Here is a 25,600-nt window from a genome sequence, read left to right as displayed (position 1 = left end):
ATGGTTAGATTGAATTCCTCTTTATTTTTTTGATAAAAAAAAGGCCTCAAATTATGAGACCTTGTTATACTTCATTTATGTAAATATTATTTTACATTATGAATATGTACATCTCTTTGAGGATAAGGAATTGATATCCCTGCAGCATCCAATGCATTTTTAGAATCCTCTAGCGCACTAAAGTAAACATCCCAATAATCTGCAACAGTCGATTGCGGTCTTACTACAAGGTTAATAGCATTATCTCCAAGTTCGCTAACTGCAACAGTAGGAGCTGGATTTTTTAAAACTTTTGGATTATCAGTAAGAACTTTCATAATAACATCTTTTGCTTTTTTGATATCATCTCCATATCCAATTCCAATGTTAAGATCTACTCTTAGTGTTCCTTGAGAGGTGTAATTGATAATATTTCCGTTCGACAAAGTTCCATTAGGAACGATCGCTTCTTTATTATCTGGAGTTGATAACTTTGTGGTAAAAATTTCAATCTCTTTTACGACTCCAAGAACACCTTGAGCTTCTATTAAATCACCAATTTTAAATGGTTTAAAGATCATAATAAGTACACCACCTGCAAAATTTGCTAAAGACCCTTGTAAAGCTAAGCCAACCGCTAAACCAGCTGCGGCGAGTATTGCTGCAAAAGAAGTAGTTTCTACCCCAACCGTACCAAGCACAGCAAGTATTAATATAATTTTTAGAATCCAACCTAAAAGATTAGTCAGGAATTTTTGAAGGCTTTCATCATATTGTCTAACCTCCATTACTTTAGAAATACCTTTCATTAGTTTTTTTATGACCCAGGAACCTATGATCCAGATCAGAATAGCACCTATTACCTTTGGTCCAAAATCAACGATAAATTCAATACCTTTATCTAACCATTTTTGAATATCCATATACAAGTTTTTTAAATTAGTGATTTGTAAATCTTAAAATTAATGATTTATGCTTTTGATAGCTTAATACAATATGTAAGAATGCTAAAAATTCGATAAAGGGTGATTCAATTCCTTTAAAAGGTTGATAATCCTAAATTTTTTATAAGAGTTCCTACAAAACTTCTACATTCTTCATTTTAATTGTACATTACGCAACCTCAAAAAACAAATTTATGTCAGAGTTTTTATACTTTTTTAAAGAAGGTTTCTTTCACGTTTTAGATTGGCAAGCATATGACCATGTTCTATTTTTTATAGTTCTGATTATCGCTTATACTTTTGATGATTGGAAAAGAATATTAACCTTAGTTACTTTATTTACTTTAGGTCATACCATTTCTTTATTTTTAGCCGTTTATGATATAGTTTCTGTAAATTCAAAATTGGTTGAATTTTTGATCCCGATTACCATATTAATAACCGCTTTGTTTAATGTGTTTACCGCAAAGAATACAACTAAACAAGATAAAATAGGTGTGTTATATGCAACCACCGCATTTTTTGGGCTTATTCATGGATTAGGTTTTTCAAGTTATTTTGATATGATTAGCAGTGCTAGTGATTATAAAGCTCTGTCAATTTTAGAATTTGCTCTTGGTATTGAAGTTTCTCAAATTATTGTAGTACTAATAGTTTTGATTATTAGTTTCCTTGTTCAAACAATTTTTAGATTTTCTAAACGCGATTGGATATTGGTAGTTTCTTCTATAGTAATTGGGATGGTAATCCCTATGATAATTTCAAGTAAAATATGGTAATTAATTATCAATTAGGGTTGTATTTGACACATAGTCATAATATATTCGTACTTTATTAATAATAAGTACTATCCAATTTATATATATGCCCCAAAATAAGCAATTAAAATATGATAAGGCCTATCTTAGAATAGCAAGAGAATGGGGGAAGTTATCTCATTGTGAGAGAAAAAAAGTTGGTGCGGTTATTGTAAAGGATAGAATGATTATTTCTGATGGATTTAATGGAACTCCAACTGGTTTCGAAAATCCTTGTGAGGATGAAGAGGGATATACGAAATGGTATGTGTTACATGCAGAAGCAAATGCAATTTTAAAAGTTGCTTCTTCAACACAATCTTGTAAAGGAGCTACGTTATATATTACACTTTCTCCTTGCAAAGAATGTAGTAAGTTAATTCATCAGGCGGGAATAAAAAGAATTGTTTATCAAAATGCCTATAAGGATAATTCTGGGCTTTTGTTTTTAGAAAAAGCTGGTGTAGAAATAGAAAAGATTACTGATTTAGACGATTAATGGGTTATTCAAAAAAATACTTGCCATTATTTATTGGTTTGGCGATGGGAGCGGGAGTTTTTTTAGGAAGTAAACTCAATTTTAGCAATCCATCTGCTAAGCTATTTTCCTATAATGCTAAAAAGGAAAAACTAAATAGGCTTATCGATTATATAGATTATGAATATGTTGATGAAATCAACACAGATAGTATTGTTGATGTGACAGTAAATAGAATTCTCGAAAACCTTGACCCTCATTCGGTTTATATTCCTCCAGAAGAGTTAGAAGGTATTACAGAAAGTATGCAGGGAGATTTCATTGGAATAGGTGTGAGTTATTACCCTTATAGAGATACTATTTCTGTTATTAATACAATTAAAGGCGGTCCTAGTGAGCGATCAGGAATTTTAGCTGGAGATAGAATCCTCATGGCGGATCAGGATACGTTGTATGGAGAGCGCTTAAGAAGAGATGGATTAGCAGATAAATTAAAAGGAGAGCTAAATAGTCAAGTACAGTTAAAAGTATATAGAAAAGGTACGGGGATATTTGATGTAGTGGTAAAACGTGGTCGAGTACCATTGAGAAGTGTGGATGCTAGTTATATGCTAAAAGATAAGTTAGGGTATATAAAGGTGAATCGTTTTGCAGAGACTACCTATAAAGAGTTTAAAAAAGCATTAGATTCTTTACAAGATCTTGGTGCAGAGAATTTAGTTGTGGACCTTAGAGACAATGGAGGAGGTTTTATTGCCCCTGCGTTAAAAATGGCTGATGAGTTTTTGAAAAATGATGAATTGATCATGTTTACTAAGAATAAAAAAGGAGCCATAGAAAATAATTATGCCACACGTAATGGAAGTTTTGAGAAAGGAAACGTCTATGTGTTGATTAATGAAAATTCTGCTTCTGCTAGTGAGATTTTTGCTGGTGCAATACAAGACAATGATAGAGGAACTATTGTCGGACGGCGTTCTTATGGAAAAGGTTTGGTGCAGAGAGAAATGGCGTTAGGAGACGGTAGCGCGATTCGATTGACAATTTCTAGATATTACACACCAACTGGGCGATCAATTCAGAAGCCTTATGAGAATGGTAATAAAGAGTATTTTAATGAATATTTAGAAAGATATAAAAACGGAGAATTACAGAATGCAGATAGTATACAGGTTGCAGATTCTTTGAAATTTAAAACTCCAGGTGGTAAAACGGTATATGGGGGTGGAGGAATTATACCTGATATTTTTGTTAGTAAGGATACGACAAGAGTAGGAGAAACCCTAGATTATATGCTTAGATCTGGAAGAATGGGAGGGTATATTTTCGAGGAATTGGATAAAAAGAGACCATTTTATAATGAATTGACAGAAGAGCAATTCAAAGAAGAAATAAGAATAGACGATGATTTTGCAGATGGATTTCTTGTGTATACAAGAAAAAATGGAATAGATATTAATTTAAAAAATTATCGAGAACAATTAAAGAAATATTTAAAAGCTATTATGGCCCAACAACTATTTGGGACTAGTGAATTTGAAAAAATTATTAATGAAGATGATAAAATGATTCAAAAAGTTTTATCTATTTCTGATTAAAAACTTAAATCTAATATAGAAATGGAATCATTACCTGGTTTTTTAGCGATTTCTTGTTTCTGTTTTTTCTTAGTAGCAGCTGTAATTACATTGATCAATAACAGTGCAGCTATTTTATTAAGTCATGGGATTTTTGTACAATCATCTTATCCAGCCACTTCATTGCTAAAAAGACATATAAAAAGTACATCAGATATTAGGTTTAAGAAATCACTGAAGAAAGCTTTAGTGTTAAGAAAATTACACCAACTATTTATAATGTTTTCATTAATATCTGGAGTTTTTCTGGTAATATTAACATTTAAATGATATTTTTAAAAACAGAAAAAGACCTAAGAATCTTATCTCGTCCCCAAATATGCCTGAATTAAAAGAATATTTATTAGCAATTGCGCTTTGCTCTCCACTTTTTTTCTTTATCGTGGCAGTAGGGTTTCGGTTGTTAGATAGTAGTGCATCATTATTTTTAGATAATGAGATTTTGGTAGATTCTTCTTACGTATCAGGTGATTTAATTAGAGAACATATCGAGAGTACAGAAGATATGAAATTAAAAAAATCACTAAAGAAAGCATTGATATTTAGAAAACTGCACAATCTTTTTATGATTCTGGCGGTAATTTCATTACCACCAGTAATCATTGCTTGTTTTCTTGTAACCTTTATAGCCTAAAATTTATCCGTTTTTGTGTTTTTGTTGTATAGCTCTGGAGACCAAAAGTATCGTAAGCAATACAACCACACATGCCGAACCAAGAATACTGATTAATGCTGTTTTGCTATCTCCTTGCAGAATATTGCTAAAGTCTAAAACTGTAGCATTATAAATAATCAAAGAAATGGCTATCACGATTAAGGCGTAAATAAAGTACTTCATTTAAAATAGTCCTTTTATATTAGTTGCAAATAACTTTACTGCAATTGCAAGCAAAATTACACCAAATATTTTTCTAATAACATTAATTCCTTGTTTACCTAGTACTTTTTCTATTCTTCCAGAAGCCTTTAATACAATATAAACAAAAATAATGTTGACAACAATAGCGATTACTATGTTTATAGGTTGATACTCTGCTCTAAGGGATAATATAGATGTCATCGTTCCAGCTCCAGCAATAAGTGGAAATGCTAAAGGAACTACTGCCGCAGTTTCAGGTTCATCATCTTTATATAACTGAATTCCTAAAATCATTTCTAATGCTAAAAAGAATATGATAAAAGCACCCGCCACAGCAAAAGAATTAACATCAATCCCAATAAGATTTAGAATCTCTTTACCAACAAATAAAAATAATATCATCAAAATTGCTGCTACTAGAGACGCTTTTTCACTTTGTATGTGACCTACTTTTTTACGAAGGTCAATAATAATAGGAATGCTACCTACGATATCGATTACCGCAAAAAGTATCATACTAGCAGTCAATATTTCCTTTAAGTCAAAGTTCATTTTAGCTGATTTTTTATGGTTAGTGCCAAAGTGCATGGACTTAGCAGTATAAAAGTAGCATAAAAAGATAAATAATCAGTAAAATTTATCTTTCATAAAAACTATCTTCGCAATATGTTTCAGTTAGGCAAAACCATCGTTTCAGAAGAAATCATCGAAAAAGATTTTGTGTGCAATCTTTCTGCTTGCAAAGGTGCTTGTTGTATTGATGGCGAAGCAGGCGCTCCATTAGAAGAATGGGAAACCCAAAAATTAGAAGAAATTTATCCTATTGTTAAGCCTTATTTAAGAAAAGAAGGTATTGAAGCAGTTGAAAACCAAGGAGCTTTTATAAAGACTGAACAAGGTGATTTAGAAACTCCGTTAATAGAGGGAGCAGATTGTGCGTATGTTATTTTTGATAAAAAAGGCACAGCTTTATGCGCAATAGAAGAAGCTTATAATCAAGGAGAAGTAGATTGGAAAAAACCAATATCATGTCATTTATATCCAGTGAGAGTGCAAGATTACACAGAGTTTTCTGCTGTTAATTATCACAAATGGGAAATATGTGATGATGCATGTACACTAGGAAAAGAACTTCAGGTACCTGTGTACAAATTTGTAAAACAAGCATTGATACGTAAGTTTGGAGAGGACTGGTATATGGAGCTAGAAAAAGTAGCAGAGGATCTTAGAAAATAAATTTTCTTATTTTTATTGTTATTAATGTTTACCTATTAGGGAAAAGGAATACTAACATTAAAACCAAAACAATAATTTTATGAAAACAATTCAAGTATGTATCGGACTATTTATGCTCGCTGTTGTTCCTTTTGGATGCAGTGATGATGATATAGTAGATGACATCGTTGTTCCGGATGCAGAAGAAACAGGAACATTCTTAGAGCAAGATCTTCATCTATTGCATTTAAGTAGGCAAGATGATTTGATTGCAGAAGAAATTGCATCAGTTGAAGAAGAGCTAGCTAACGATCCTAATAATTTGGATTTACAAGGGCAGTTAGAAGAATTAGAAGGAAGAAGAGAGGCTAATACAGAGCAGATCGATTTTCTGAATGAACAAATAGAAGAGGTTGTAGGTGATCTTGCGGTACGACCAAGAGTACCTAGACTTCCGCCAGTTCCGCCACCACCGCTTCCTTGTACGTGTTTTACGGATGTAGAATTTAGTAGGTTAGAACAAATTTTATTGGCAGGAAATGCAGAAGGGTTTGCAGTAACAGTTTTTACAGAAAATCAAGAAGTAATAGCAGAATTTGGTAATCTTACAGATTTTGAAGATACAGGATTGCAGGTAATTTCTTTGAATGAAGCCATAGATTTTCAAGGAAATGTGACAGTTCAAATTTCTAAGTTCTTTGAACCAATTGGTGATATAACTACCTATTCTATAGAAGGGAGTATTAACCTTTAGTTACCTTCATAAATAATAATTAAATTAGCTCTCAATCACTTGAGAGCTTTTTTTATGAAATATATTCTTGTTTTAGTAGCCATTTTTACTGGATTATCATGTTATTCTCAAACAGAAGAACAATTAGCAGATTATGAGTATTTCTTAAATAAAGGAGGTACTTTTTTGTACGCAAATAAAGATAGTGCTTATGTATATTTATCAGAAAGTTATAAAGTTGCTGATGAAAGTAATTATCTAGATGGTAAGTTAAATACGTTAACTTACTTAGTCCAAGCAAATGGATACCATTTTGATTTAAAAAAATTAAATCAGAATTTAAAAACTTTTGAAGAGGTGTTAAAAGATGAAGAGTCGGTTGATACCCTAGAGTATGGAGCAATTTATCAAAGAAGATTTTTATTAGAAAAGGGACAATACTTTTATAAAATTAATAATTACCAGACAGCTTTAAGATATTTTAATAAACTAGTTAATGATTTAACTGATTCAAAGTCTAACGGAGATGATTTAATGAATGAATTAAATGAACTCTATTCCGCATATTCTTTTATAGCAGCTGTGTATGAAAAAACCGGAAAATATAGTTTATCAAAGGAATATCATAATAAAACCTTATCCATTACCGAAGCATATCCTGAAATAAATTGGAGCAGACATATTCTTAATACTAGAATGAGATTGGCTAGAGTTTATGAAAATGAAAGTGATTATTTAAGTGCAAATGGGCTATTAAATGAAGTACTACCGGTTTACATTTCACAAAAGGAAAACCCAAGATTTAAGAATAACATTCTTTCTACGTATCAGCGCTTATCAAGGAATTATTTATTGCAGGATAGTATAACAAAAGCAATAGATGTGCTTAAAGAAAGCGAAGTGTACTATTCTGAAAATGATCCTTTTAAAAGATCTGCTGATATGCTGTATGGTGATGTTTATTTAGAAAATAAGCAATTTGATGAGGCCGAAGCTTTTTACCAATCATATCTAATAAAAACAAAATCTTATAGACAGAATGAAAAACATCAAGATATAGCAGAGGCTTTTTCTAAATTAGGGCAACTATATGTAGCTAAAGATAATCCGAATAGGGCATTAGCATTTTATCAAGAATCTTTGATGCAGATAGCACCAAACTTTAACGATAAGGATATCAAAAATAATCCTGATCCTAAAAAAGTACTGTCTAAACTAGAGCTGGTAAAAGTGTTGAAAGAAAAGTTAGAAGCACTACGATTATTGTATCAAAAAAGTAATAAAATTGAAGATCTTAAGATAGCCTTTTCCACTTCTCAGGAAATTATCAAAACACTAGATTTATTAAAACCTGAGTTTGAAAGTAAAGTGGATAAGCAGTTTCTGATATCGGAGATGTATCCAGCTTTTCATAGTATGGTGGCCGTTGCATATGATCTTTATCAGGCTACTAAAGAACCTATATATATTGATAATGCTTTTTATTTCTTTGAAAAAAGTAAAAGTGTATTGCTGTTAGAAGCAGCGAGAAGTACACAAGCTAGTTCTTATGGTGGAGTTCCAGAAGATATTGTGGATAAAGAGCAACAGTTCAGAGCAAATATTATTCATTTAGAGAAAAAATTCTTTAATCAAAAATCCAATATGGTAGTTTTTGATTCCCTATTCCAGCTTAAAAATAAGTATTATAATTTCATTTCTGATATAGAACAAAAATACCCTAAATATTATGATTTAAAGTATAATGCGGATGTAGTGAGTTTAGAAGAAACAGCCAACCAGTTAATAAAAAACAAAGCACTATTAAGTTATTTTTCTACAAACACAGATTTGTATTTGATTACAATAGAAAAGAATAAGAAAAACATCTATAAAATACCTTTAGGCTCTGAAGATCAAGATAGAATTACGCGTTTTTATTCTCTATTGTCAAAGGTTAATATTAAAGATGTATCCGAGATTTATAAAACAGGAAATTTAATTTATAATCAGATTTTAAGAAGGCCTTTAGAAGAGATAGAGGCTAAGGAGCTTGTAATTATTCCTGATGGAGTTCTGAATTATTTGCCGTTTGAAGCTTTATCCGCATCAAAGGATATAGCAAATTACTTAATCCAAGAGTACCAAATCTCTTATACTAATTCTTCAACATTACTTAGAGAGCAACAAAATAAATTAAAGAGTGATAAAAATAAGTTGTTAGCATATGCTCCAAGTTTTGAAATAGTGGATAAAAATATTTCACAAAACAGATCTGATTTTGGACCGTTGCTATATAATAAAGATGAAGTGGATCAAATAACAAAATTCTTTGAAGGAAAAGCTATTACGGGTGATGATGCATCGCTAGTATCATTTTCGGAAGATTCTAAGGCATATAATATGCTTCATTTTGCTACACACGCGGCCACCAATGATGAATATCCAGACTACTCTTATTTAGCGTTTGCTCCAGATGATAAAGGAGAGGCTAGTTTGTTGTTTGTTAAAGATTTATATGGTTATAGTATTAATGCTGATTTAGTGGCATTAAGCGCTTGTCAAACAGGTTTAGGAAAACTTCAAAAAGGAGAAGGTATGCTTAGTTTGGCGAGAGGTTTTAGTTATGCAGGTGCTAAATCTTTGGTTACTACATTATGGAAGATCAATGACCAAACCACATCAGAGTTGATGCAGGAGTTTTATAAAAACTTGAATAAATCGTTATCGAAGGATCAAGCACTAAGAGAAGCTAAGTTAACCTATCTTAATAATGCTGATGATGAATTATTAAAACATCCATATTATTGGTCTGGATTTATGATTTCTGGTGATACAACTCCGCTCCAAAAAAAGACCTCATACCTTTGGTGGCTGTTATTGCTTGGTATTCCAATTTTAATCGTAGTAGTAAGAAAAATAAAAAAATAGATCGTGTAGACTTATTTTAATTGACTTAAAAGTTTGTCGACATCACTTTTCTTAAAACTTCCAGTTTTAGACATTTCTTCTAATAAATTAATAGCTTCTTTTTTTCTATTCTCTTTTAGATAGGCTAGTGATAAATACCACTTTCCTCTTTCAGATAATTGATCTCCTAAAGAAATGTGTTGCTCTAATAATGGAATTGCCTCTTGGGTTTTATTAGACGCCAATAATGAATTTGCTTGGTATAATAAGAAGTAAGCACTTTTTGTTGTTTTAAATAGATTTCCAAATTGCTCCGCAGCTAATTCATAATTTTTACTTTCATATGAGGTAAATGCAATAGTCTCTTCATTGGTAGCTTCATCTCCACGAACAATAGGAGTAACTACATTTTTATAGGGTTCAAAATTTTCCGCATACAATTGATTGGTATCCACACCAAAAGGTTTTAGAAATGTAATGCCGCCAATAGCAACTACCAATAATATAGATGCAGCTACTAATAATTTTTTATAATTAAATAGCGGTATTACTTTGGTTTCCTTAGCTTCAATTTTAGCTTCAAAACCTGCTAGGCTATTTCTTAATCCATCTCTGTCTTCAACTCCAGCAACTAGATTAAGATCTTTAAGAAACTCAACATCTTTTCTAAAAGTAGTGTCGTTTTCTAAAAGATTGTCGAACTGATCTTTTTCCACAGGAGTCAGTTCTGATTGTAAATACTTGTCTATTAACTCTTCTCGTTCCATTTATGCGGGGGTTTTAATTGATTCTTTTAGGGATTTTAAACAACGGGATTTTTGGCTTTTTACTACGTTTTTGTTCTCATAGCCTAAGCTTTCAGTAATCTCGTCAATGGTTAGTCCCCGATAATAGAATAAGGTTAACATTTCTTGACAACGTTTTCCTAAATTTTTGAAATGTTGTCGTAATAATTCTTGTTGTGGAGTTAATTGAGGCTCCTCAAAAACCTCTTGAACATCAGATGTTTCTTTATAATCTACACTATTTTCATAAGAAACTGTTTTTTTCTGTTTTTTGAGTTGATCATAGATCATATATTTTCCAATGCTAAACAAATAGGTCTTAATAGAACTTTTGATAGTGTCTAGTTTACCATTAATAGCATGTTCGCGTAAGGCTATAAAAGCTTCTTGATATATATCTACAAGAGAATCATGATCTAGATCATATTTTTTTGCAAACTGCAAAAAAGCGTTGCGATACTCTGTGTATATTTTTTCTAAGGCTTGATTATGTCCTTTTTTTAACGTTAAGAGTTCTTCCTTCATACTTTGTGACCTGACAATAGGGTAATAGGTTCATCTTATTTTCCGAAGATAAAGTTAACCTTTTTTCTAAAACGTACACAAAGAGACAAAACCAAACAATTAGTATTATGAAAACTACAAAACAAATAATAGGAATAGCAGTGTTGTTTTTTATGATGTGTATACCTCAGAATATAGAAGCACAGTTTTGGAAAAAAGTAGCAAAAACTGCAGAAAGGGCGGCAGAAAAAACTGTTTTAAAGAAGACAGAAGAAAAAGTATCCAAAAAAACAAGTAAAACGATAGATGATACTGTTGATGGAAAACCTAAAAAGAAGAAAAAGAAGAACAAGAGCAAGAAAACTAAAAAGAAAAAGGGTGCTGTTATTTCTTCTGATAATGAAGTAGAACATGAAATAGGCGAAACAGATACCAAACCTTCTTTTGCAGCATATTCCAAGTTTGATTTTGTAGCTGGCGAAAATGTAATAGCATTCGAAGATTTTAGCCAAGACGAAATAGGAGATTTGCCTGCACGTTGGAATTCTTCGAACTCAGCAGAGGTTGTAACTTTAAATAATACAGAAGGACGTTTTATACAAATAGGTGCCGGAAAGGGGTCTTATGTTCCTGAATTTATAGAAGAGTTTCCTGAGAATTTTACTTTAGAATATGATGTAGTGTTTGATTATGATGTGTCTGAGTATGCGTATCAACGTGATTTAATGGTGGTGTTTTCTGATGTAGAAAATTCAGGGTATGAATTACAAGACCATACTCCAGGTAAAAATGGATTTGCTTTTGCTATTCGTGGAGGAAACAGCTATGGCGGAAAAGTAGATGTGCACAAATATTGTTCTGATGGTAAACTAAACTTAAGTTCAGATAAACAGATAGCTCAGTTGGATAAAAAGAATAATAGTAGAGGAGAAAAAATGCACATCTCTATTTGGAAACAAAAGCAACGAATGAGAATATATATTGATGAGAAAAAAGTATTTGATATTCCAAGAGCATTTGAGAAAACTACTGTGCTTAAAAATGTAAAATTCTTTTCTCAAACAAAACCAGAAAACACATTCTATTATGTTGGTAATATAAGATATGCAGTGGGAAAACCTGATATGCGTAATAAATTAATTACAGAAGGGAAATTAGTCACTTACGGAATTACATTCGATACAGGAAAAGCATCTGTGAAATCTGCATCATATGGTACAATTAAAAAAATTGCAAAGATTCTTTCAGATAATCCTACTATCAAAGTGTCAATAACTGGTCATACAGATAAAGATGGAGATGAAGTTTTTAATCAAAAACTATCTAAAAAAAGAGCTGTTTCTGTAAAAAATGTTCTTGTGGATGAATTTGGGATTGATAGATCTAGGTTAGAAACCAATGGTAAAGGAGAAAGTGATCCTATTTCTAAAGAAAATACACTCGAAGCTAAAGCTAAAAATAGAAGGGTGGAGTTTAAAAAACTTTAATTTTTTTGAAAAAAAGTATTCGAAATGTTTACCTAAGTGGTTCGATGAATACTAAGAAGTAAATTATCTAACAATTAAAAGAAAAAATAATGAAAACAAAATTTAAAAGTATAAGTGTAATAGTGATGATGGCAATTGCAATAATGTTTCAATCCTGTAGCAGTGAGGATGATGGGGTAATTATTGAAAATGAAGATCAATTAGAGAATATTCAAGGTCGTATAGAACAGTATCAAGAATCTATTGAGAATATTGAGGCACCTGATGATATGGAACAATATGCTCAACAGAATACGTATGCTTCCAGTGCAGTATTTACGTTGTCGACTTTACAAGTACAAGCATTGGCATATTCGTCGGTTTTTCTTTCAATTCCAGGTGATGCAGAACAACAAAGTATTATAGGAAAAAATGGAAGAAATACTCGTACTTGGGTTTGGAGTTATGGTGGGGTTACATTGTATTACACGGTAACATCAGATGCTACTTATGATTATTTTACATACGATATAGAGGAATCTGGTGTCCGTAGAACCTTCTATGAAGGTAAAATAAGTAAAGATGGTAATTTCTATGATGTAAGATTCAATGGAGAAGGAGGAGACTTCGTATTAATGACATTTAGTAAAACAGGAAGCATTATCAACTTTAGCATAAAAGATCAGAGTGATAATGGGATAGAGCTTGTGTACAATGAAGTAGATCAATCAGGATCTATAAAAGCATTTGAGTTAGGAGTATTGACTGAAAGTTTTGTTTGGTTATCTGATGGGACAGGTACATATACAAATCATGCTACTGGAGAAACTTTTTCTTGGCCATAGAAGAAATAAAATAATAAAATACTGTTTTGGAAAAATCATATGTGAATAACGCATATGATTTTTCTTTTTTTTATTGTTTTAAACAATAAAAATTGATTTTTATTTACAATTATTAAGATGTGGTTTTGCCGTAAAATTGCTTGTTTTTTGGTTTTGTTTTTTTAGTGTAAAAAAACCTCGGTAACAGGTGAAAAATAAGTGGTTTTTGAGGTTACTAACAACGATGTTTATATCTTTTTTTTAACGATTAAATAATTGATTGTCAATATTTTAAATAAAACATATGAATTGTTGATTTTTATAGGTTAATTCCCTTCGTGTTGAAAACTTTGTTGAAAACGTTTCCTAATTTTTTGTGAAACTTCTAGAGCATTTTTTGATCTTTGTTAGTCCGTAGCGGAAACAAAAAAACATAGAACTAGCTTAAAGAAAAAAAGATGAATGCAGTAGAGCCAATTTTACAAGAAAATAAAGACAGATTTGTTATTTTTCCTATCAAACATCATGATATTTGGGATTGGTATAAAAAATCAGAAGCTAGTTTCTGGACAGCTGAAGAAATTGACTTACATCAGGATATTACTGACTGGGCAACTAAGTTAACAAATGACGAAAGATATTTTATTAAACACATTTTAGCATTTTTTGCAGCTTCAGACGGAATTGTGAATGAAAATTTAGCAGAGAATTTCGTAAATGAAGTTCAGTATAGCGAAGCAAAATTCTTTTATGGTTTTCAGATCATGATGGAGAATATTCATTCAGAAACATATTCGTTACTAATCGATACGTATGTAAAGGATGAAAAGGAGAAAGATATTTTATTTAAAGCAATAGATAATTTTCCTGCAATTAAGAAAAAAGCGGATTGGGCATTAAAATGGATCGAGTCGGATTCTTTTGCTGAGCGATTAATAGCTTTTGCAGCGGTAGAAGGTATTTTCTTCTCTGGAGCATTTTGTTCTATTTTTTGGTTAAAGAAACGTGGTTTAATGCCAGGTCTTACTTTTTCTAATGAACTAATTTCTAGAGACGAAGGAGTACATTGTGATTTTGCAGTACACCTACACAATAAACATTTAGTTAATAAAGTACCAAAAGATAGAATTAGAGAAATTATTGTAGATGCTCTTAATATAGAAAGAGAGTTTGTTACAGAATCTCTTCCGGTAAGTTTGATTGGTATGAATGCAAACCTAATGACTCAATATTTAGAGTTTGTTACCGATAGATTGTTGTCCGAATTAGAATGTGAAAAAGAATATGGAACTGCAAATCCATTTGATTTTATGGATATGATTTCATTGCAAGGGAAAACAAATTTCTTTGAAAAACGAGTGTCAGAATATCAAAAGGCAGGAGTTCTTAATAAAGATACAGAAGAAAATAAAATAAGTTTTGATGCTGATTTTTAATCTTTAGAAATCATTTCAAATTAAGGATATATTCATTCTGAGCTAATTAAGAATAGTACTTCTATTTAAATAGCGATTAGCTCAGTTTGATAAAGCTTTCTAAAAGCTTACAAAGAAACAAAAGAAGGCGAAAGTCATATAGTTATATTTTAATTAATGAGAATAACTCTGATTATCATAATACAGAGGCTTCATTTTAGTATCTGATTTCGGGGGAGATCAATTATAATTATAGCTTTCAAGAAAATAGAGGAATATAAACACAAATTAACACCATAGTTCTTCAGAAGAAGAATTTTATAAAAACCAAAAACGTATGTATGTAGTAAAAAGAGACGGTCACAAGGAGCCAATTATGTTTGACAAAATTACCGCAAGGGTAAGGAAGTTGTGTTATGGGTTAAACGCTCTCGTTGATCCAGTAAAGGTAGCGATGCGGGTAATAGAAGGCTTGTATGATGGTGTAACTACTAGTGAACTGGATAATCTTGCTGCAGAGATTGCTGCGACTATGACAATAGCACATCCAGACTATGCTAAGTTGGCTGCACGTATATCAGTTTCTAATTTACATAAAAATACAAAGAAGACATTTTCTGAAGTTGTTACAGATTTATATGAATATGTGAATCCAAGAACTGAGAAAAAAGCACCACTGATCTCGGATGAAGTATATGATGTGATCATGGCAAATAAAGAAAAGTTAGACTCTACAATTATTTATAATAGAGATTTTGGTTACGATTATTTTGGTTTTAAAACATTAGAGCGTTCTTACTTATTAAAAATTAATGGTCAGATTGCAGAACGTCCACAACATATGTTAATGAGAGTTTCAATTGGAATTCATCTAAATGATTTAGATGCAGCAATTGAGACCTATGAATTAATGTCTAAAAAATACTTTACACACGCTACACCTACGTTATTTAATTCCGGAACTCCAAAACCACAAATGTCATCTTGTTTCTTATTGGCAACAAAAGATGATAGTATTGATGGAATCTATGACACGTTGAAACAAACAGCGAAGATTTCACAATCTGCTGGAGGAATTGGATTGTCTATACATAATGTTAGAGCTACAGGATCTTATATTGCAGGTACTAATGGGACATCGAATGGTATAGTTCCTATGTTACGTGTATTTAATGATACCGCGCGTTATGTAGATCAAGGTGGAGGAAAGCGTAAAGGTTCTTTTGCTATTTATGTAGAACCATGGCATGCAGATATATTTGATTTCTTAGATCTTAAGAAAAACCATGGTAAAGAAGAAATGCGTGCTCGTGATTTATTCTATGCAATGTGGATTCCGGATCTATTTATGAAACGTGTACAAGAAGATGCAGAATGGACATTAATGTGTCCTAATGAATGTCCAGGATTATTTGATATTCATAGTGATGAATTCGAAAAAGAATATTTACGTTTCGAAGCAGAAGGAAAAGGGCGTAGAACTATAAAAGCGCGTGAGCTTTGGGAGAAAATTCTAGAATCTCAGATTGAAACTGGAACTCCATACATGTTGTATAAAGATGCGGCAAATCGTAAATCTAATCAGCAGAATTTGGGAACTATTCGTTCTTCTAACTTGTGTACAGAAATTATGGAGTACACTAGTCCTGATGAGGTAGCAGTATGTAATTTGGCATCTATTGCGTTACCAATGTTTGTAAAAAATGGAGCATTTGATCACGAAGAGCTTTTTAGAATTACAAAACGAGTAACAAAAAACTTAAATAAAGTAATAGATCGTAATTATTATCCTGTAAAAGAAGCTGAGAATTCTAATATGCGTCATCGTCCTATTGGATTAGGAGTACAAGGACTTGCGGATACTTTTATTCAATTGCGTATGCCTTTTACTAGTGATGAGGCTAAGAAACTGAATCAAGAAATTTTTGAAACTTTATATTTTGCTGCAGTAACAGCGTCTATGGAAGAAGCTACTGCAGATGGTCCATATCAATCTTATGAAGGATCACCAATATCTAAAGGAGAATTCCAACATAATTTATGGGGAATTAAAGATGAAGAATTAAGTGGACGTTGGAATTGGGCCAGTCTTAGAAAAGAAGTGTTAGAGAATGGGGTTCGTAACTCATTATTAGTTGCTCCTATGCCAACAGCATCAACTTCTCAGATTTTAGGAAATAACGAAGCGTTTGAGCCTTACACAAGTAATATCTATACAAGACGTGTGTTATCTGGTGAATTTATTGTAGTAAATAAACATTTATTAGAAGATTTAGTAAAATTAAATTTATGGAGCGATGATCTTAAGGATGCTATTATGCGTGCCAATGGATCTATCCAGAATATAGATATCATTCCTCAAGACCTTAAAGAGTTGTATAAAACAGTTTGGGAATTGAGTATGAAGGATATTATAGATATGTCTCGTCATAGAGGATATTTTATAGATCAATCGCAGTCGCTAAACTTATTTATGGAAGGTGCTACGATGGCAAAACTTACTTCAATGCATTTCTATGCTTGGAAGAGTGGATTAAAAACAGGTATGTATTACCTGAGAACAAAATCTGCAGTAGATGCAATTAAGTTTACGCTTAAGACTGAAAAGAAAGAACAACCACAAGCGGAGCAAGTAGCAGTGGCAGCGGCTCAAGTAATGGAAGCGCAATCAGCTTCTAAAACAGAAGAGCAGCCAGAAGCTGTGCAGGTTTCTGCAGAAGGTACCTCCTTAACTCCAGAAGAATTGAAAGCGTTAATAGCGCAATCAAAAGAAGCTGAAGGGGATGATTGTTTAATGTGTGGGTCTTAATTAAGACCATTTAAATAGGGCAAAAGGGAAGTTTTCTGTATAGAAGCTTCCCTTTTTTGTTTAATTGTAATTTTTATTTCTAAAATAGCGCAGTAACAAATCCATTGATAATGACACTTACGTAAGAGAAGAGCTTCTTTAATTTATATATAAAATTAAAAAGTATCTTGTGATTAATACCCTTAGATTTATATAACTTACGATTATGGAAGAAATAACTATCCAACGACCATTATGTTCACAATGTAATACCGAAATCAATTTAGAATCTAAATTTTGTACAGAATGTGGTTTTCCAGAGAATGGTGATGAAAAAGAAAAAGCCGTTTATCATGCTCGAAAGGCGATGAAGAAAAATCAAATAATGGATGATCATAAAAGGATTAATTCTGCTAGAAAAACATTGTATTGGATGGCCGGAATTAGTTTTGTAGTTGGTTTAATTTATTTTTTTAGAACTCAAGATACTGGAGAGTTAATAGCACAAATGGTAATAGCTGCTATATATTTGGTGCTCGCATATTGGTCACAAAAAAAACCTTTTGCAGCAATTTTATCAGGATTGTTACTTTATCTTACCATTTTGGCAATCATAACTATTGCAGAACCTACGACAATTTTTAAAGGTATTATATTCAAAATTGTTATAATCGCTTTTTTAGCAAAGGGAGTATATTCTGCTTCTCAATACTCCAAGAAGTAAGTTAAATAATATGATTTGTAAAACGTGTAATACATCTTTGGATAATGTTAGGAATTTTTGTCCAAATTGTGGAGCTTCAATAAAAAAAATAGTACAAAAAGAAAAAAGTCAGCAGCTTAATTTAGTGATTGCTTTTTATATAGTGATGCTTCTTTTTCTTGTGATTAATTATTTTGTATATCAAGATGATACTTCTTTGATTCAAGAGATCGCAGTCGAAAGTGTTTTTGCACTATTGATGATTGGTTTTGCTTTTTTCGATTTTAAGAATATTATAAAATTATATAGGTTTCCCAAAATTCAACCCTTAGCTCTTTTAGGATATCTATTAGTACCTGTAGCCAGTGGTTTTGTGGTGTATTATGCTGTAGAGTTTATTAATGTCCAATTATCTGATGAATCATATAATTACTATTTAGGATATATTGATTATCCTAATCCTATGTTTTGGGCAATTCTTTTTGTTGCGATCTTTCCACCAGTTTTTGAGGAGTTAGGGTTTAGAGGTTTTTTATACAATCAATTAAATCAAATAACTAGTACCAGAGTTACCATAATTCTTACATCCTTTATTTTTGCATTGATTCATTTTTCTATAATATCATTATTATGGATTTTTCCATTTGGGCTTTTGTTAGGTTATTTAAGGCATAAATACAATACTTTATGGATAGGGATGATAATTCATTTCATACATAACTTCATAGTGTTATATTTGGACTATTATTATTACAATAGTACATTGTTAGAATTCTGATTGTATGATGAACTGGGAACAGCTCCTATCCTTAAAAAGACAGGGAGATACGAATAAAAGATTACGTAAAGAACAAGATGAAACTAGATTAGGTTTTGAGGTAGATTATGATAGAATTATATTTTCTTCGGCATTTAGGAGTTTACAGGATAAAACTCAGGTAATCCCTTTGTCTAAAACTAGTTTTGTTCATACTAGATTAACCCATAGTTTAGAGGTGTCCGTAGTAGGTCGTTCTCTAGGCAGAGTAGTAGGAAAAAAAATTTTAGAAAAACATCCGCATCTTTCTACCATTCACGGATATCAATTTAATGATTTTGGAGCTATTGTGGCGGCTGCTTCTTTATCTCATGATATCGGGAATCCTCCGTTTGGACATTCGGGAGAAAAAGCGATAGGAGAATATTTTGCTACCGGAAAAGGTAAAATGTATAAAGAATATTTGACTCCAAAACAATATCAAGATCTTATAGATTTTGAAGGAAATGCAAATGGTTTCAAGATTTTAACAGAATCTAGACAAGGTATAGAAGGAGGTTTACGACTATCATATGCTACGTTAGGAGCCTTTATGAAATATCCTAAAGAATCGTTGCCTAAAAAACCAACCTCACATATTGCACATAAGAAATTCGGCTATTTTCAAAACGAAACAAGCTTTTTTAAAGAAGTAGCAGAAGAAATGGGGTTACTTTCTCAAAAAATAGGAGATGAAATCACCTATAGCCGCCATCCATTAACTTTTTTGGTAGAAGCTGCTGATGATATTTGTTATACCATTATTGATTTTGAAGATGGTATTAATTTAGGATTGATACAAGAAGAGTATGCGCTAGAATATCTTATCAAGTTAGTAAAGGATACAATCAATACATCAAAATATAATAGTCTGATCACTACAGCTGATCGCCTAAGTTATTTAAGAGCATTAGCAATTAATACCTTGATACAAGAAGCTGCAAATATCTTTTTAGAACACGAAGAAGAGATACTAAAAGGAGATTTTGATGAGGCACTTATTGATAAGAGTAAGTATGAGGCACAAATCGATGATATTATTAAAATTAGCGTTGCTAAAATTTATCAAAGTTCAGAAGTAGTGGAAAAAGAAATTGCGGGATACGAGATTCTCGCTACTCTTTTAGATAGGTACTGTACCGCAACAAATCATTTTATTAATCAACAGGCTTCTAATTATGATAAATTAATTCTAAAAGCAGAAGGAAGTAATTTTGACTATAAAAGTGATGATCTATATACTAGACTAATTAGTATAAGTAATTATGTGGCAAGCCTAACAGATGGTAATGCATTGTTAAAATTTCAGAAGATTAAAGGGTTACAAGTTTAGAATAAACCTATCGGAATAGATGTCCAATAGGTTTATTTTTTTAGCAATGAAGTTATAGTTTGGTATATGTATCTACATATGTATACGTGATACCTTCTTCTTCTTCTTCTGTATATCGTAATCTTAATGTAGTAGAACTTAATTCTATTATTTCTTCGGATTCATCATACGTATCAATATCTTCTATACCTGTATTTAAATTATTTCCAGATAGAGCCCACCAGTAATCAACAGATGTAGATTCTTGGCAATTACCGTTTTCTGTGTACCCTTCAACAAATGTTGCAACATTTTCACCATTTGCATCTGTGGCCAATGTCATTCTATAAACGCAAGAAAAAGGCTCATAGCTTTCTCCATTTTCTGTTCCTGAAGTAAGGTCCCAAGTCCCAATTAGATTGGCTTCAGTAATTTCAATGTTTTCAAGTGTACCATCATCATCACTTCGGCATGAAAATAATGTAATAGTCAATAATAAGGTTAAGAATAGATTTAGTTTTTTCATTAGTAATACTTTTAGTTTAATTTTAAAAATTTTGACGAATTAACATTTTTTTAGGGTGTAAAACAATTAAGTGAATTTTTTATTTTAAAAAAAAGAAGGAATAAACTTACTTTTTGTTTAATTAATACATCATTTTATTAAGTAGTTCATAAAATTGTAAAAATGTTACCATTAAATTTTAAAAACACTTATTAACGAGTAATAATTTGTAAGGATTAGCTTGTAGATTTATTAATGTCATGAACTATCTCGCGAGGCTCCAAGATAGAAGTTACTTGTTGAAATTTTAAAAGATCGAAGGATTGATGATGTATTCTTTTTAGTTTGTTCTTGCGAGAGACAACTTATTAATTATTTTTGTGGAACAGCTTATTAGGGAAATATTTAGTTCTCGTATTTATAATATAATCCTTTTATCAATTTCACAAACTCAATTTAATTAAACAATGAAACAAATTTATTTTAAACTTTTAATACTTGTATTTGGGCTTAATCTTGGATTTTCTCAAACAGAGAAAATGGACATTATTAAAGATTATCTATTAGATTCAGGAATTAGTACAAAAGATATAAATAGTCTTAGTATTCAATCAGAATCTTTTTCTAAAAGTATGAATGTGAGTACAACTTACGTTATACAGCAATATAAGGGAATTCCTATAAAAAATGCAATTGGTAGTTTTGCAATTAAGAATGGAAAGGTAGTTTCTTTTCAGGGCAATTATGTAAAGGATATTTCGGACAAAATAAATACAGTAACACCTTTGTTATCTGCAGAGGATGCTGTTGTATATGCAGCAAGAATTTTAGGTTTAGAAGGTCTTAAAGATGTGAGAATACTTCAAAAAAAATCTTCTGAAGAAAATTCGTTTGTAGTCACTAGAAGTAATATTTCTATGGATGAAATACCCGTAAATTTGGTTTATGAATTGAAAGAAGAAAGACTTTTTCTTTGCTGGGATTTGAGTATTCATACTAAGGATGGAAAGAACTGGTATAGTATTAGATTAAATGCTGAGGACGGTAACTTATTAAGTCAAAATGATTGGATAGTTAAGTGTTCTTTTAATACTCATGTTCATAATGAAAATTTAATTACTGGAAGTAATTCTTTATTGGAATCTGAATTGCAAGTTCCTGTTGTGTTGCCTATGGATACCCCGGTATATAATGTATTTCCAATTCCTTCCGTTGAAAGTCCTAATCATGGTGATAGACAATTAATATCTGGTCAAGAGGATGATAATGCTTCGCCTTTTGGTTGGCATGATACCGATGGAGTAGAAGGTGCAGAGTTTAATACTACAAGGGGTAATAATGTAATTGCTTCTGAGGATTTTGATGGCAATGATGGAATTGGATACATGCCTGATGGAGGAGGAGGTCTAATTTTTGATTATCCCTATTTAGATGGTGCCTTAGTAGCGGATAATGAAGATGCATCTATCACTAATTTGTTTTATGCAAATAATGTAGTTCATGATGTATGGTATCAGTATGGTTTTGATGAAACCTCTGGAAATTTTCAATTTAATAATTATGGAAAAGGAGGTTTTGGTGGTGATGAAGTTTCTGCTGATGCTATTGATGGATCAGGGACTAATAATGCTACATTTGGGACACCACCAGACGGTGCTAACCCTAAAATGTCAATGTTTTTATGGAATCCCCAGGCTAGTTCTGATGTTCAGGTTTTTAATGTTAATAATACTTCTTTGTCAGGAGGATACCCTGTATCAGATAACAGTTTTGATCCTGGGCATGTAGATGCCCCAAGTGCTCCCGATGCAATAACAGCTGACTTAGCTTTAGCGGTAGATGACGATGCTACAATAGATGAAAATGATATTTGCTCTGAACTTATAAATAGTTCTGATTTAGATGGTAAAATTGCGGTTGTTAGAAGAGGTGAGTGTAATTTTACTGATAAAGTATTTCGATGTCAGCAAGCGGGTGCTCTTGCGGTATTAGTAGTTAATAATGTGGGAGGAGATCCTATCCCAATGGGAGGGGAAAATAATGCGATAACTATTCCTGCTGTAATGATTAATATGACAGATGGAGAAGATATTATTAATGCTATAAAAAGTAGTTTAATTCCCGTTAATGTTAGTCTTTCAGATGCTGGAAAAAATATAATTGCCGAAGATGGTTCTTTTGATAATGGTATCGTGATTCATGAATATGGTCATGGTATTTCAAATAGACTTGCTGGAGGTCCATCTGCTGCGGGTTGTTTAGGTAATGCAGAACAAATGGGGGAAGGATGGTCAGATTGGTTTGCATTGATGATGACTATCGAATCTGGTGATAATGGAACAGATAGCAGAGGTATAGGTACTTATGCTACGGGACAGCCTACTTCAGGTGCTGGGATTCGACCGTTTCCTTATAGTACAGATATGAATGTTAACCCTGTTACTTACGATAATGTTAAAGATGATCAAGATTTTTCGCAGCCTCATGGGATAGGTTCAATTTGGGCATCTATTTTATGGGATATGACTTGGGCTTTTATTGAAAGAGATGGTTTTGACCCTGATTTATATAATGGCACAGGAGGTAATAACTTAGCAATGCAATTAGTAATTGACGGATTAAAACTTCAAGCTTGTAACCCTGGATTTGTGAGTGGAAGAGATGGTATCCTTGCAGCAGCAGAATTGCTTCCTAATAACGAAGCAAATAAATGTGTTATTTGGGATGTCTTTGCAAGAAGAGGAGTTGGTTATGGAGCTTTGGAAGGTTCTACTGATGATCGTTTTGATCAGATTGCTGCATTCAATCTTCCTCCATCAAGTGAGTTAGATTGCTCTACATTGAGTGTTGATAGTTTTAATGAAAGCATTTTTAAGATAGAGCCTAATCCTTCGCGAGGAATATTTAATATTAGAGTTTCTGAAAGCTTAGGGGATAGTAATATTTATATTTTTGATATGAATGGTAGAATAGTATATAAAGAAAGGGTAAGTCTTACAAATCTTTATAGAGTAGAAACGGGTCTTAGATCAGGAATCTATCTGTTAAGAATTGAAGCTGAGAATGGAGAAGGAATTTCTACTTCTAAAATTATAATAGAATAGATTCTATAAATAAACATAAAAGAGGCTGTTTTATAAAAATAGCCTCTTTTTACTTGTCAGGCATATTTTTAAAAATAGTCTCTTTTATCTTTTCTACAGAAATACCACAAATTTCTTGTAATTCTTCTGTAGTTCCTTGATGTATAAAGTGATCCGGTACTCCAAGGGTGATTATCCTGTTTTGAAAATTATGATGATTCGCAAAATCTATAATAGTACTTCCAAAACCTCCTTTGATAACACCATCTTCTACCGTTATAACAGTAGTATGTTTTTGTAGTATTTCTTTTAATAATTCAGAATCTAAAGGTTTTATAAAGCAAAAATGGTAGTGACTTATTGTTTTGTCGATGTGTTTTAACGCATCTATAATGTTATTCGCTATTGTTCCTGTCGATAAGATAGCTATTTTCGAAATTTCATTTCTTAAACACTTTCCTTTTCCTATTGAAATTTCTGTCATAGGAACTTTCCAATCTATTATTTTTCCTCTACCTCTAGGATATCTAATTGCTATTGGATTTTTTAACCCTAATGTACTCGTATAAATAAGGTTTCTTAACTCAATTTCATTCGCCGGTGCTGCTATAATCATATTAGGAATACAGTTCAGATATGCAATATCAAAAACACCGTGGTGTGTTGCACCATCTGCTCCAACTAACCCAGCGCGATCAATACAGAAAATTACAGGTAGATTCTGTAATGCTACATCATGGATTAATTGATCATAAGCACGCTGTAAAAATGTAGAATAGATGGTACAGAAAGGTATTAATCCTTGCGTTGCCATTCCAGCAGCTAACGTGATTGCATGTTGTTCGGCAATACCAACATCAAATGCTCTATCTGGCATTTCTTGCATCATATATTTTAAAGAACTACCGGTTGGCATTGCGGGTGTTATCCCAATGATCTTTTCGTTTTTTCTAGCCAGTTCTAGAATAGTATACCCAAATACATCTTGAAATTTAGGAGGTTGTTGAATATTTTTTTTAGGAATTAATTCTCCCGTATGCGCATCAAACTTTCCGGGTGCGTGATAAGTAACCTGGTTTTCTTCTGCTTGTTTAAGCCCTTTTCCCTTAGTAGTTATAATGTGTAAGAGTTTTGGACCTTTTATAGTCTTTAATTTTTCGAGTGTTTTTAATAAAGTTGGTAAATCATGTCCATTTATTGGGCCAAAGTATTTAAAATTCAAGGCTTCAATAATATTATCGGTTTTAGGTTTGTAACCAACTTTGGCTTTGGTTAAGTATTCTTTTAAAGCTCCTACACTCGGGTCAATTCCAATTGAATTATCGTTTAAAATAATTAGCATATTGGCATCAGTGACTCCTGCGTGATTTAATCCTTCAAAAGCCATTCCACTGGCGATAGAAGCATCTCCAATCACCGCAATATGTTGTTTGGCACTATTGCCTTTCAGTTTTGAGGCAATAGCCATTCCCAAAGTGGCAGAAATAGAAGTAGAAGAATGTCCAACACCAAAAGTATCATATTCACTTTCACTTCGTTTAGGAAATCCACTAATACCGTTTAATTGTCGATTGGTATGAAATAAACTTTTCCTTCCTGTAAGTATCTTATGAGGATATGCTTGATGCCCAACATCCCAGACTAATAAATCATTTGGAGTATCAAAAATGTAATGTAAAGCAATGGTAAGCTCTATAACACCTAAACTAGCACCTAAATGTCCTTCTTTACTGGCTACTATATTAATCACAAAGTTTCGTAACTCTTTCGCTAAATCTGGTAATTGATTAACTGATAGTTTACGGAGATCTTCTGGATATTCAATATGCGAAAGTAGTGTGTCTTTCATTCAGTAAAAGTACTATTTTGAAATGAGCTGTAACAGTCT

The 25,600-nt window shown here is 32.0% G+C and carries 23 protein-coding genes; 16 read left to right on the top strand and 7 right to left on the bottom strand.

The features are described from left to right. Positions 1-86: 86 nt before the first annotated feature. Positions 87-902: a mechanosensitive ion channel family protein gene (locus H526_RS29340; RefSeq protein WP_035085794.1), complete on the bottom strand. Its 816-nt coding sequence runs from the start codon at positions 900-902 to the stop codon at positions 87-89. Positions 903-1,117: 215 nt separating this feature from the next. Here H526_RS29340 and H526_RS0116095 point away from each other — a divergent pair, with 215 nt between their 5' ends. The 5 genes from H526_RS0116095 (at position 1,118) to H526_RS0116075 (ending at position 4,469) form a co-directional block, all read left to right on the top strand. Continuing rightward, positions 1,118-1,702, top strand: a complete 585-nt coding sequence (locus tag H526_RS0116095; protein ID WP_027393962.1) for a HupE/UreJ family protein — start codon at positions 1,118-1,120, stop codon at positions 1,700-1,702. Positions 1,703-1,787: 85 nt separating this feature from the next. After that, positions 1,788-2,219 carry a deoxycytidylate deaminase gene (locus tag H526_RS0116090; RefSeq protein ID WP_027393961.1) on the top strand — a complete coding sequence of 144 codons (432 nt, stop codon included), beginning with the start codon at positions 1,788-1,790 and terminating at the stop codon, positions 2,217-2,219. Beyond that, positions 2,219-3,796 carry a S41 family peptidase gene (locus H526_RS0116085; RefSeq protein WP_027393960.1) on the top strand — a complete coding sequence of 526 codons (1,578 nt, stop codon included), beginning with the start codon at positions 2,219-2,221 and terminating at the stop codon, positions 3,794-3,796. The genes H526_RS0116090 and H526_RS0116085 overlap by 1 nt, the downstream gene beginning before the upstream one ends. Positions 3,797-3,817: 21 nt before the next feature. After that, positions 3,818-4,105, top strand: coding sequence for a hypothetical protein (locus tag H526_RS0116080; RefSeq protein ID WP_027393959.1), 288 nt, complete (start codon positions 3,818-3,820; stop codon positions 4,103-4,105). A gap of 49 nt (positions 4,106-4,154) precedes the next feature. Then, entirely contained in the window at positions 4,155-4,469 is a 315-nt protein-coding gene (locus tag H526_RS0116075) for a hypothetical protein (RefSeq protein ID WP_051336189.1), read from the top strand. Positions 4,470-4,472: 3 nt separating this feature from the next. Here H526_RS0116075 and H526_RS31500 read toward each other — a convergent pair whose 3' ends face one another. Continuing rightward, a complete protein-coding gene (locus H526_RS31500) occupies positions 4,473-4,673 on the bottom strand; it encodes a hypothetical protein (protein ID WP_027393957.1) in 201 nt (66 codons plus the stop codon). Next, complete coding sequence (locus tag H526_RS0116065; protein ID WP_027393956.1) at positions 4,674-5,246, bottom strand: MarC family protein; 573 nt, start codon at positions 5,244-5,246, stop codon at positions 4,674-4,676. It abuts the gene before it with no gap. 114 nt (positions 5,247-5,360) lie between these two features. Between H526_RS0116065 and H526_RS0116060 the strand changes: the two genes are divergently transcribed. The 3 genes from H526_RS0116060 to H526_RS0116050 all read left to right on the top strand — a co-directional run bounded on the left by H526_RS0116060 (position 5,361) and on the right by H526_RS0116050 (position 9,552). Further along, complete coding sequence (locus H526_RS0116060) at positions 5,361-5,930, top strand: DUF3109 family protein (protein ID WP_027393955.1); 570 nt, start codon at positions 5,361-5,363, stop codon at positions 5,928-5,930. Positions 5,931-6,009: 79 nt separating this feature from the next. Then, on the top strand, positions 6,010-6,663 hold the full coding sequence (locus tag H526_RS0116055) for a hypothetical protein (RefSeq protein ID WP_035085791.1): 654 nt from the start codon (positions 6,010-6,012) through the stop codon (positions 6,661-6,663). 54 nt (positions 6,664-6,717) lie between these two features. Beyond that, positions 6,718-9,552, top strand: a complete 2,835-nt coding sequence (locus tag H526_RS0116050; protein ID WP_027393953.1) for a CHAT domain-containing protein — start codon at positions 6,718-6,720, stop codon at positions 9,550-9,552. Between the two features lie 11 nt (positions 9,553-9,563). Here H526_RS0116050 and H526_RS0116045 read toward each other — a convergent pair whose 3' ends face one another. Together H526_RS0116045 and H526_RS0116040 are read right to left on the bottom strand one after the other, a co-directional pair. After that, a complete protein-coding gene (locus H526_RS0116045) occupies positions 9,564-10,298 on the bottom strand; it encodes a tetratricopeptide repeat protein (RefSeq protein ID WP_027393952.1) in 735 nt (244 codons plus the stop codon). After that, on the bottom strand, positions 10,299-10,841 hold the full coding sequence (locus H526_RS0116040) for an RNA polymerase sigma factor (protein WP_035085789.1): 543 nt from the start codon (positions 10,839-10,841) through the stop codon (positions 10,299-10,301). Positions 10,842-10,948: 107 nt separating this feature from the next. Here H526_RS0116040 and H526_RS29335 point away from each other — a divergent pair, with 107 nt between their 5' ends. The 7 genes from H526_RS29335 (at position 10,949) to dgt (ending at position 20,145) form a co-directional block, all read left to right on the top strand. Continuing rightward, positions 10,949-12,307 (top strand): OmpA family protein, encoded by a 1,359-nt coding sequence (locus H526_RS29335; protein WP_051336188.1) that lies wholly within the window; start codon positions 10,949-10,951, stop codon positions 12,305-12,307. 89 nt (positions 12,308-12,396) lie between these two features. Next, positions 12,397-13,131, top strand: coding sequence for a hypothetical protein (locus H526_RS0116030; RefSeq protein ID WP_027393950.1), 735 nt, complete (start codon positions 12,397-12,399; stop codon positions 13,129-13,131). 437 nt (positions 13,132-13,568) lie between these two features. Continuing rightward, a complete protein-coding gene (locus tag H526_RS0116025) occupies positions 13,569-14,546 on the top strand; it encodes a ribonucleotide-diphosphate reductase subunit beta (protein WP_027393949.1) in 978 nt (325 codons plus the stop codon). 316 nt (positions 14,547-14,862) lie between these two features. Then, positions 14,863-17,334: a ribonucleoside-diphosphate reductase subunit alpha gene (locus tag H526_RS0116020; RefSeq protein ID WP_027393948.1), complete on the top strand. Its 2,472-nt coding sequence runs from the start codon at positions 14,863-14,865 to the stop codon at positions 17,332-17,334. 205 nt (positions 17,335-17,539) lie between these two features. After that, positions 17,540-18,037 carry a zinc ribbon domain-containing protein gene (locus H526_RS0116015; RefSeq protein ID WP_027393947.1) on the top strand — a complete coding sequence of 166 codons (498 nt, stop codon included), beginning with the start codon at positions 17,540-17,542 and terminating at the stop codon, positions 18,035-18,037. A 10-nt stretch (positions 18,038-18,047) separates the two neighbouring features. Beyond that, positions 18,048-18,794: a CPBP family intramembrane glutamic endopeptidase gene (locus tag H526_RS0116010; protein WP_081415640.1), complete on the top strand. Its 747-nt coding sequence runs from the start codon at positions 18,048-18,050 to the stop codon at positions 18,792-18,794. 7 nt (positions 18,795-18,801) lie between these two features. After that, positions 18,802-20,145 carry a dGTP triphosphohydrolase gene (dgt, locus tag H526_RS0116005; protein WP_027393945.1) on the top strand — a complete coding sequence of 448 codons (1,344 nt, stop codon included), beginning with the start codon at positions 18,802-18,804 and terminating at the stop codon, positions 20,143-20,145. Between the two features lie 52 nt (positions 20,146-20,197). Here dgt and H526_RS0116000 read toward each other — a convergent pair whose 3' ends face one another. Further along, positions 20,198-20,650 carry a lipocalin-like domain-containing protein gene (locus tag H526_RS0116000; RefSeq protein ID WP_027393944.1) on the bottom strand — a complete coding sequence of 151 codons (453 nt, stop codon included), beginning with the start codon at positions 20,648-20,650 and terminating at the stop codon, positions 20,198-20,200. A 446-nt stretch (positions 20,651-21,096) separates the two neighbouring features. Here H526_RS0116000 and H526_RS0115995 point away from each other — a divergent pair, with 446 nt between their 5' ends. Continuing rightward, positions 21,097-23,733, top strand: coding sequence for a T9SS-dependent M36 family metallopeptidase (locus H526_RS0115995; protein WP_027393943.1), 2,637 nt, complete (start codon positions 21,097-21,099; stop codon positions 23,731-23,733). A gap of 49 nt (positions 23,734-23,782) precedes the next feature. Here the strand turns inward: H526_RS0115995 and H526_RS0115990 are convergent, their stop codons facing one another. Continuing rightward, positions 23,783-25,561 carry a 1-deoxy-D-xylulose-5-phosphate synthase gene (locus tag H526_RS0115990; protein ID WP_027393942.1) on the bottom strand — a complete coding sequence of 593 codons (1,779 nt, stop codon included), beginning with the start codon at positions 25,559-25,561 and terminating at the stop codon, positions 23,783-23,785. Positions 25,562-25,600: the final 39 nt, after the last annotated feature.

The sequence above is a fragment of the Aquimarina latercula DSM 2041 genome (genome assembly GCF_000430645.1).
Lineage (GTDB): Bacteria > Bacteroidota > Bacteroidia > Flavobacteriales > Flavobacteriaceae > Aquimarina > Aquimarina latercula.
Note: the sequence above shows the minus strand (reverse complement) of the source record. Positions and strands in the feature narration are given on the sequence as shown.

What these genes read in the sequence shown, in the direction of transcription:
- H526_RS29340 (WP_035085794.1), bottom strand. Translation starts at nt 902, where the DNA reads ATGGATATTCAAAAATGGTTAGATAAAGGTATTGAATTTATCGTTGAT.
- H526_RS31500 (WP_027393957.1), bottom strand. Translation starts at nt 4,673, where the DNA reads ATGAAGTACTTTATTTACGCCTTAATCGTGATAGCCATTTCTTTGATT.
- H526_RS0116030 (WP_027393950.1), top strand. Translation starts at nt 12,397, where the DNA reads ATGAAAACAAAATTTAAAAGTATAAGTGTAATAGTGATGATGGCAATT.
- H526_RS0116090 (WP_027393961.1), top strand. Translation starts at nt 1,788, where the DNA reads ATGCCCCAAAATAAGCAATTAAAATATGATAAGGCCTATCTTAGAATA.
- H526_RS0116075 (WP_051336189.1), top strand. Translation starts at nt 4,155, where the DNA reads ATGCCTGAATTAAAAGAATATTTATTAGCAATTGCGCTTTGCTCTCCA.
- H526_RS0116020 (WP_027393948.1), top strand. Translation starts at nt 14,863, where the DNA reads ATGTATGTAGTAAAAAGAGACGGTCACAAGGAGCCAATTATGTTTGAC.
- H526_RS0116065 (WP_027393956.1), bottom strand. Translation starts at nt 5,246, where the DNA reads ATGAACTTTGACTTAAAGGAAATATTGACTGCTAGTATGATACTTTTT.
- dgt (WP_027393945.1), top strand. Translation starts at nt 18,802, where the DNA reads ATGAACTGGGAACAGCTCCTATCCTTAAAAAGACAGGGAGATACGAAT.
- H526_RS0116080 (WP_027393959.1), top strand. Translation starts at nt 3,818, where the DNA reads ATGGAATCATTACCTGGTTTTTTAGCGATTTCTTGTTTCTGTTTTTTC.
- H526_RS29335 (WP_051336188.1), top strand. Translation starts at nt 10,949, where the DNA reads ATGAAAACTACAAAACAAATAATAGGAATAGCAGTGTTGTTTTTTATG.
- H526_RS0116000 (WP_027393944.1), bottom strand. Translation starts at nt 20,650, where the DNA reads ATGAAAAAACTAAATCTATTCTTAACCTTATTATTGACTATTACATTA.
- H526_RS0116055 (WP_035085791.1), top strand. Translation starts at nt 6,010, where the DNA reads ATGAAAACAATTCAAGTATGTATCGGACTATTTATGCTCGCTGTTGTT.
- H526_RS0116015 (WP_027393947.1), top strand. Translation starts at nt 17,540, where the DNA reads ATGGAAGAAATAACTATCCAACGACCATTATGTTCACAATGTAATACC.
- H526_RS0116095 (WP_027393962.1), top strand. Translation starts at nt 1,118, where the DNA reads ATGTCAGAGTTTTTATACTTTTTTAAAGAAGGTTTCTTTCACGTTTTA.
- H526_RS0116045 (WP_027393952.1), bottom strand. Translation starts at nt 10,298, where the DNA reads ATGGAACGAGAAGAGTTAATAGACAAGTATTTACAATCAGAACTGACT.
- H526_RS0115990 (WP_027393942.1), bottom strand. Translation starts at nt 25,561, where the DNA reads ATGAAAGACACACTACTTTCGCATATTGAATATCCAGAAGATCTCCGT.
- H526_RS0116085 (WP_027393960.1), top strand. Translation starts at nt 2,219, where the DNA reads ATGGGTTATTCAAAAAAATACTTGCCATTATTTATTGGTTTGGCGATG.
- H526_RS0116010 (WP_081415640.1), top strand. Translation starts at nt 18,048, where the DNA reads ATGATTTGTAAAACGTGTAATACATCTTTGGATAATGTTAGGAATTTT.
- H526_RS0116025 (WP_027393949.1), top strand. Translation starts at nt 13,569, where the DNA reads ATGAATGCAGTAGAGCCAATTTTACAAGAAAATAAAGACAGATTTGTT.
- H526_RS0116060 (WP_027393955.1), top strand. Translation starts at nt 5,361, where the DNA reads ATGTTTCAGTTAGGCAAAACCATCGTTTCAGAAGAAATCATCGAAAAA.
- H526_RS0115995 (WP_027393943.1), top strand. Translation starts at nt 21,097, where the DNA reads ATGAAACAAATTTATTTTAAACTTTTAATACTTGTATTTGGGCTTAAT.
- H526_RS0116040 (WP_035085789.1), bottom strand. Translation starts at nt 10,841, where the DNA reads ATGAAGGAAGAACTCTTAACGTTAAAAAAAGGACATAATCAAGCCTTA.
- H526_RS0116050 (WP_027393953.1), top strand. Translation starts at nt 6,718, where the DNA reads ATGAAATATATTCTTGTTTTAGTAGCCATTTTTACTGGATTATCATGT.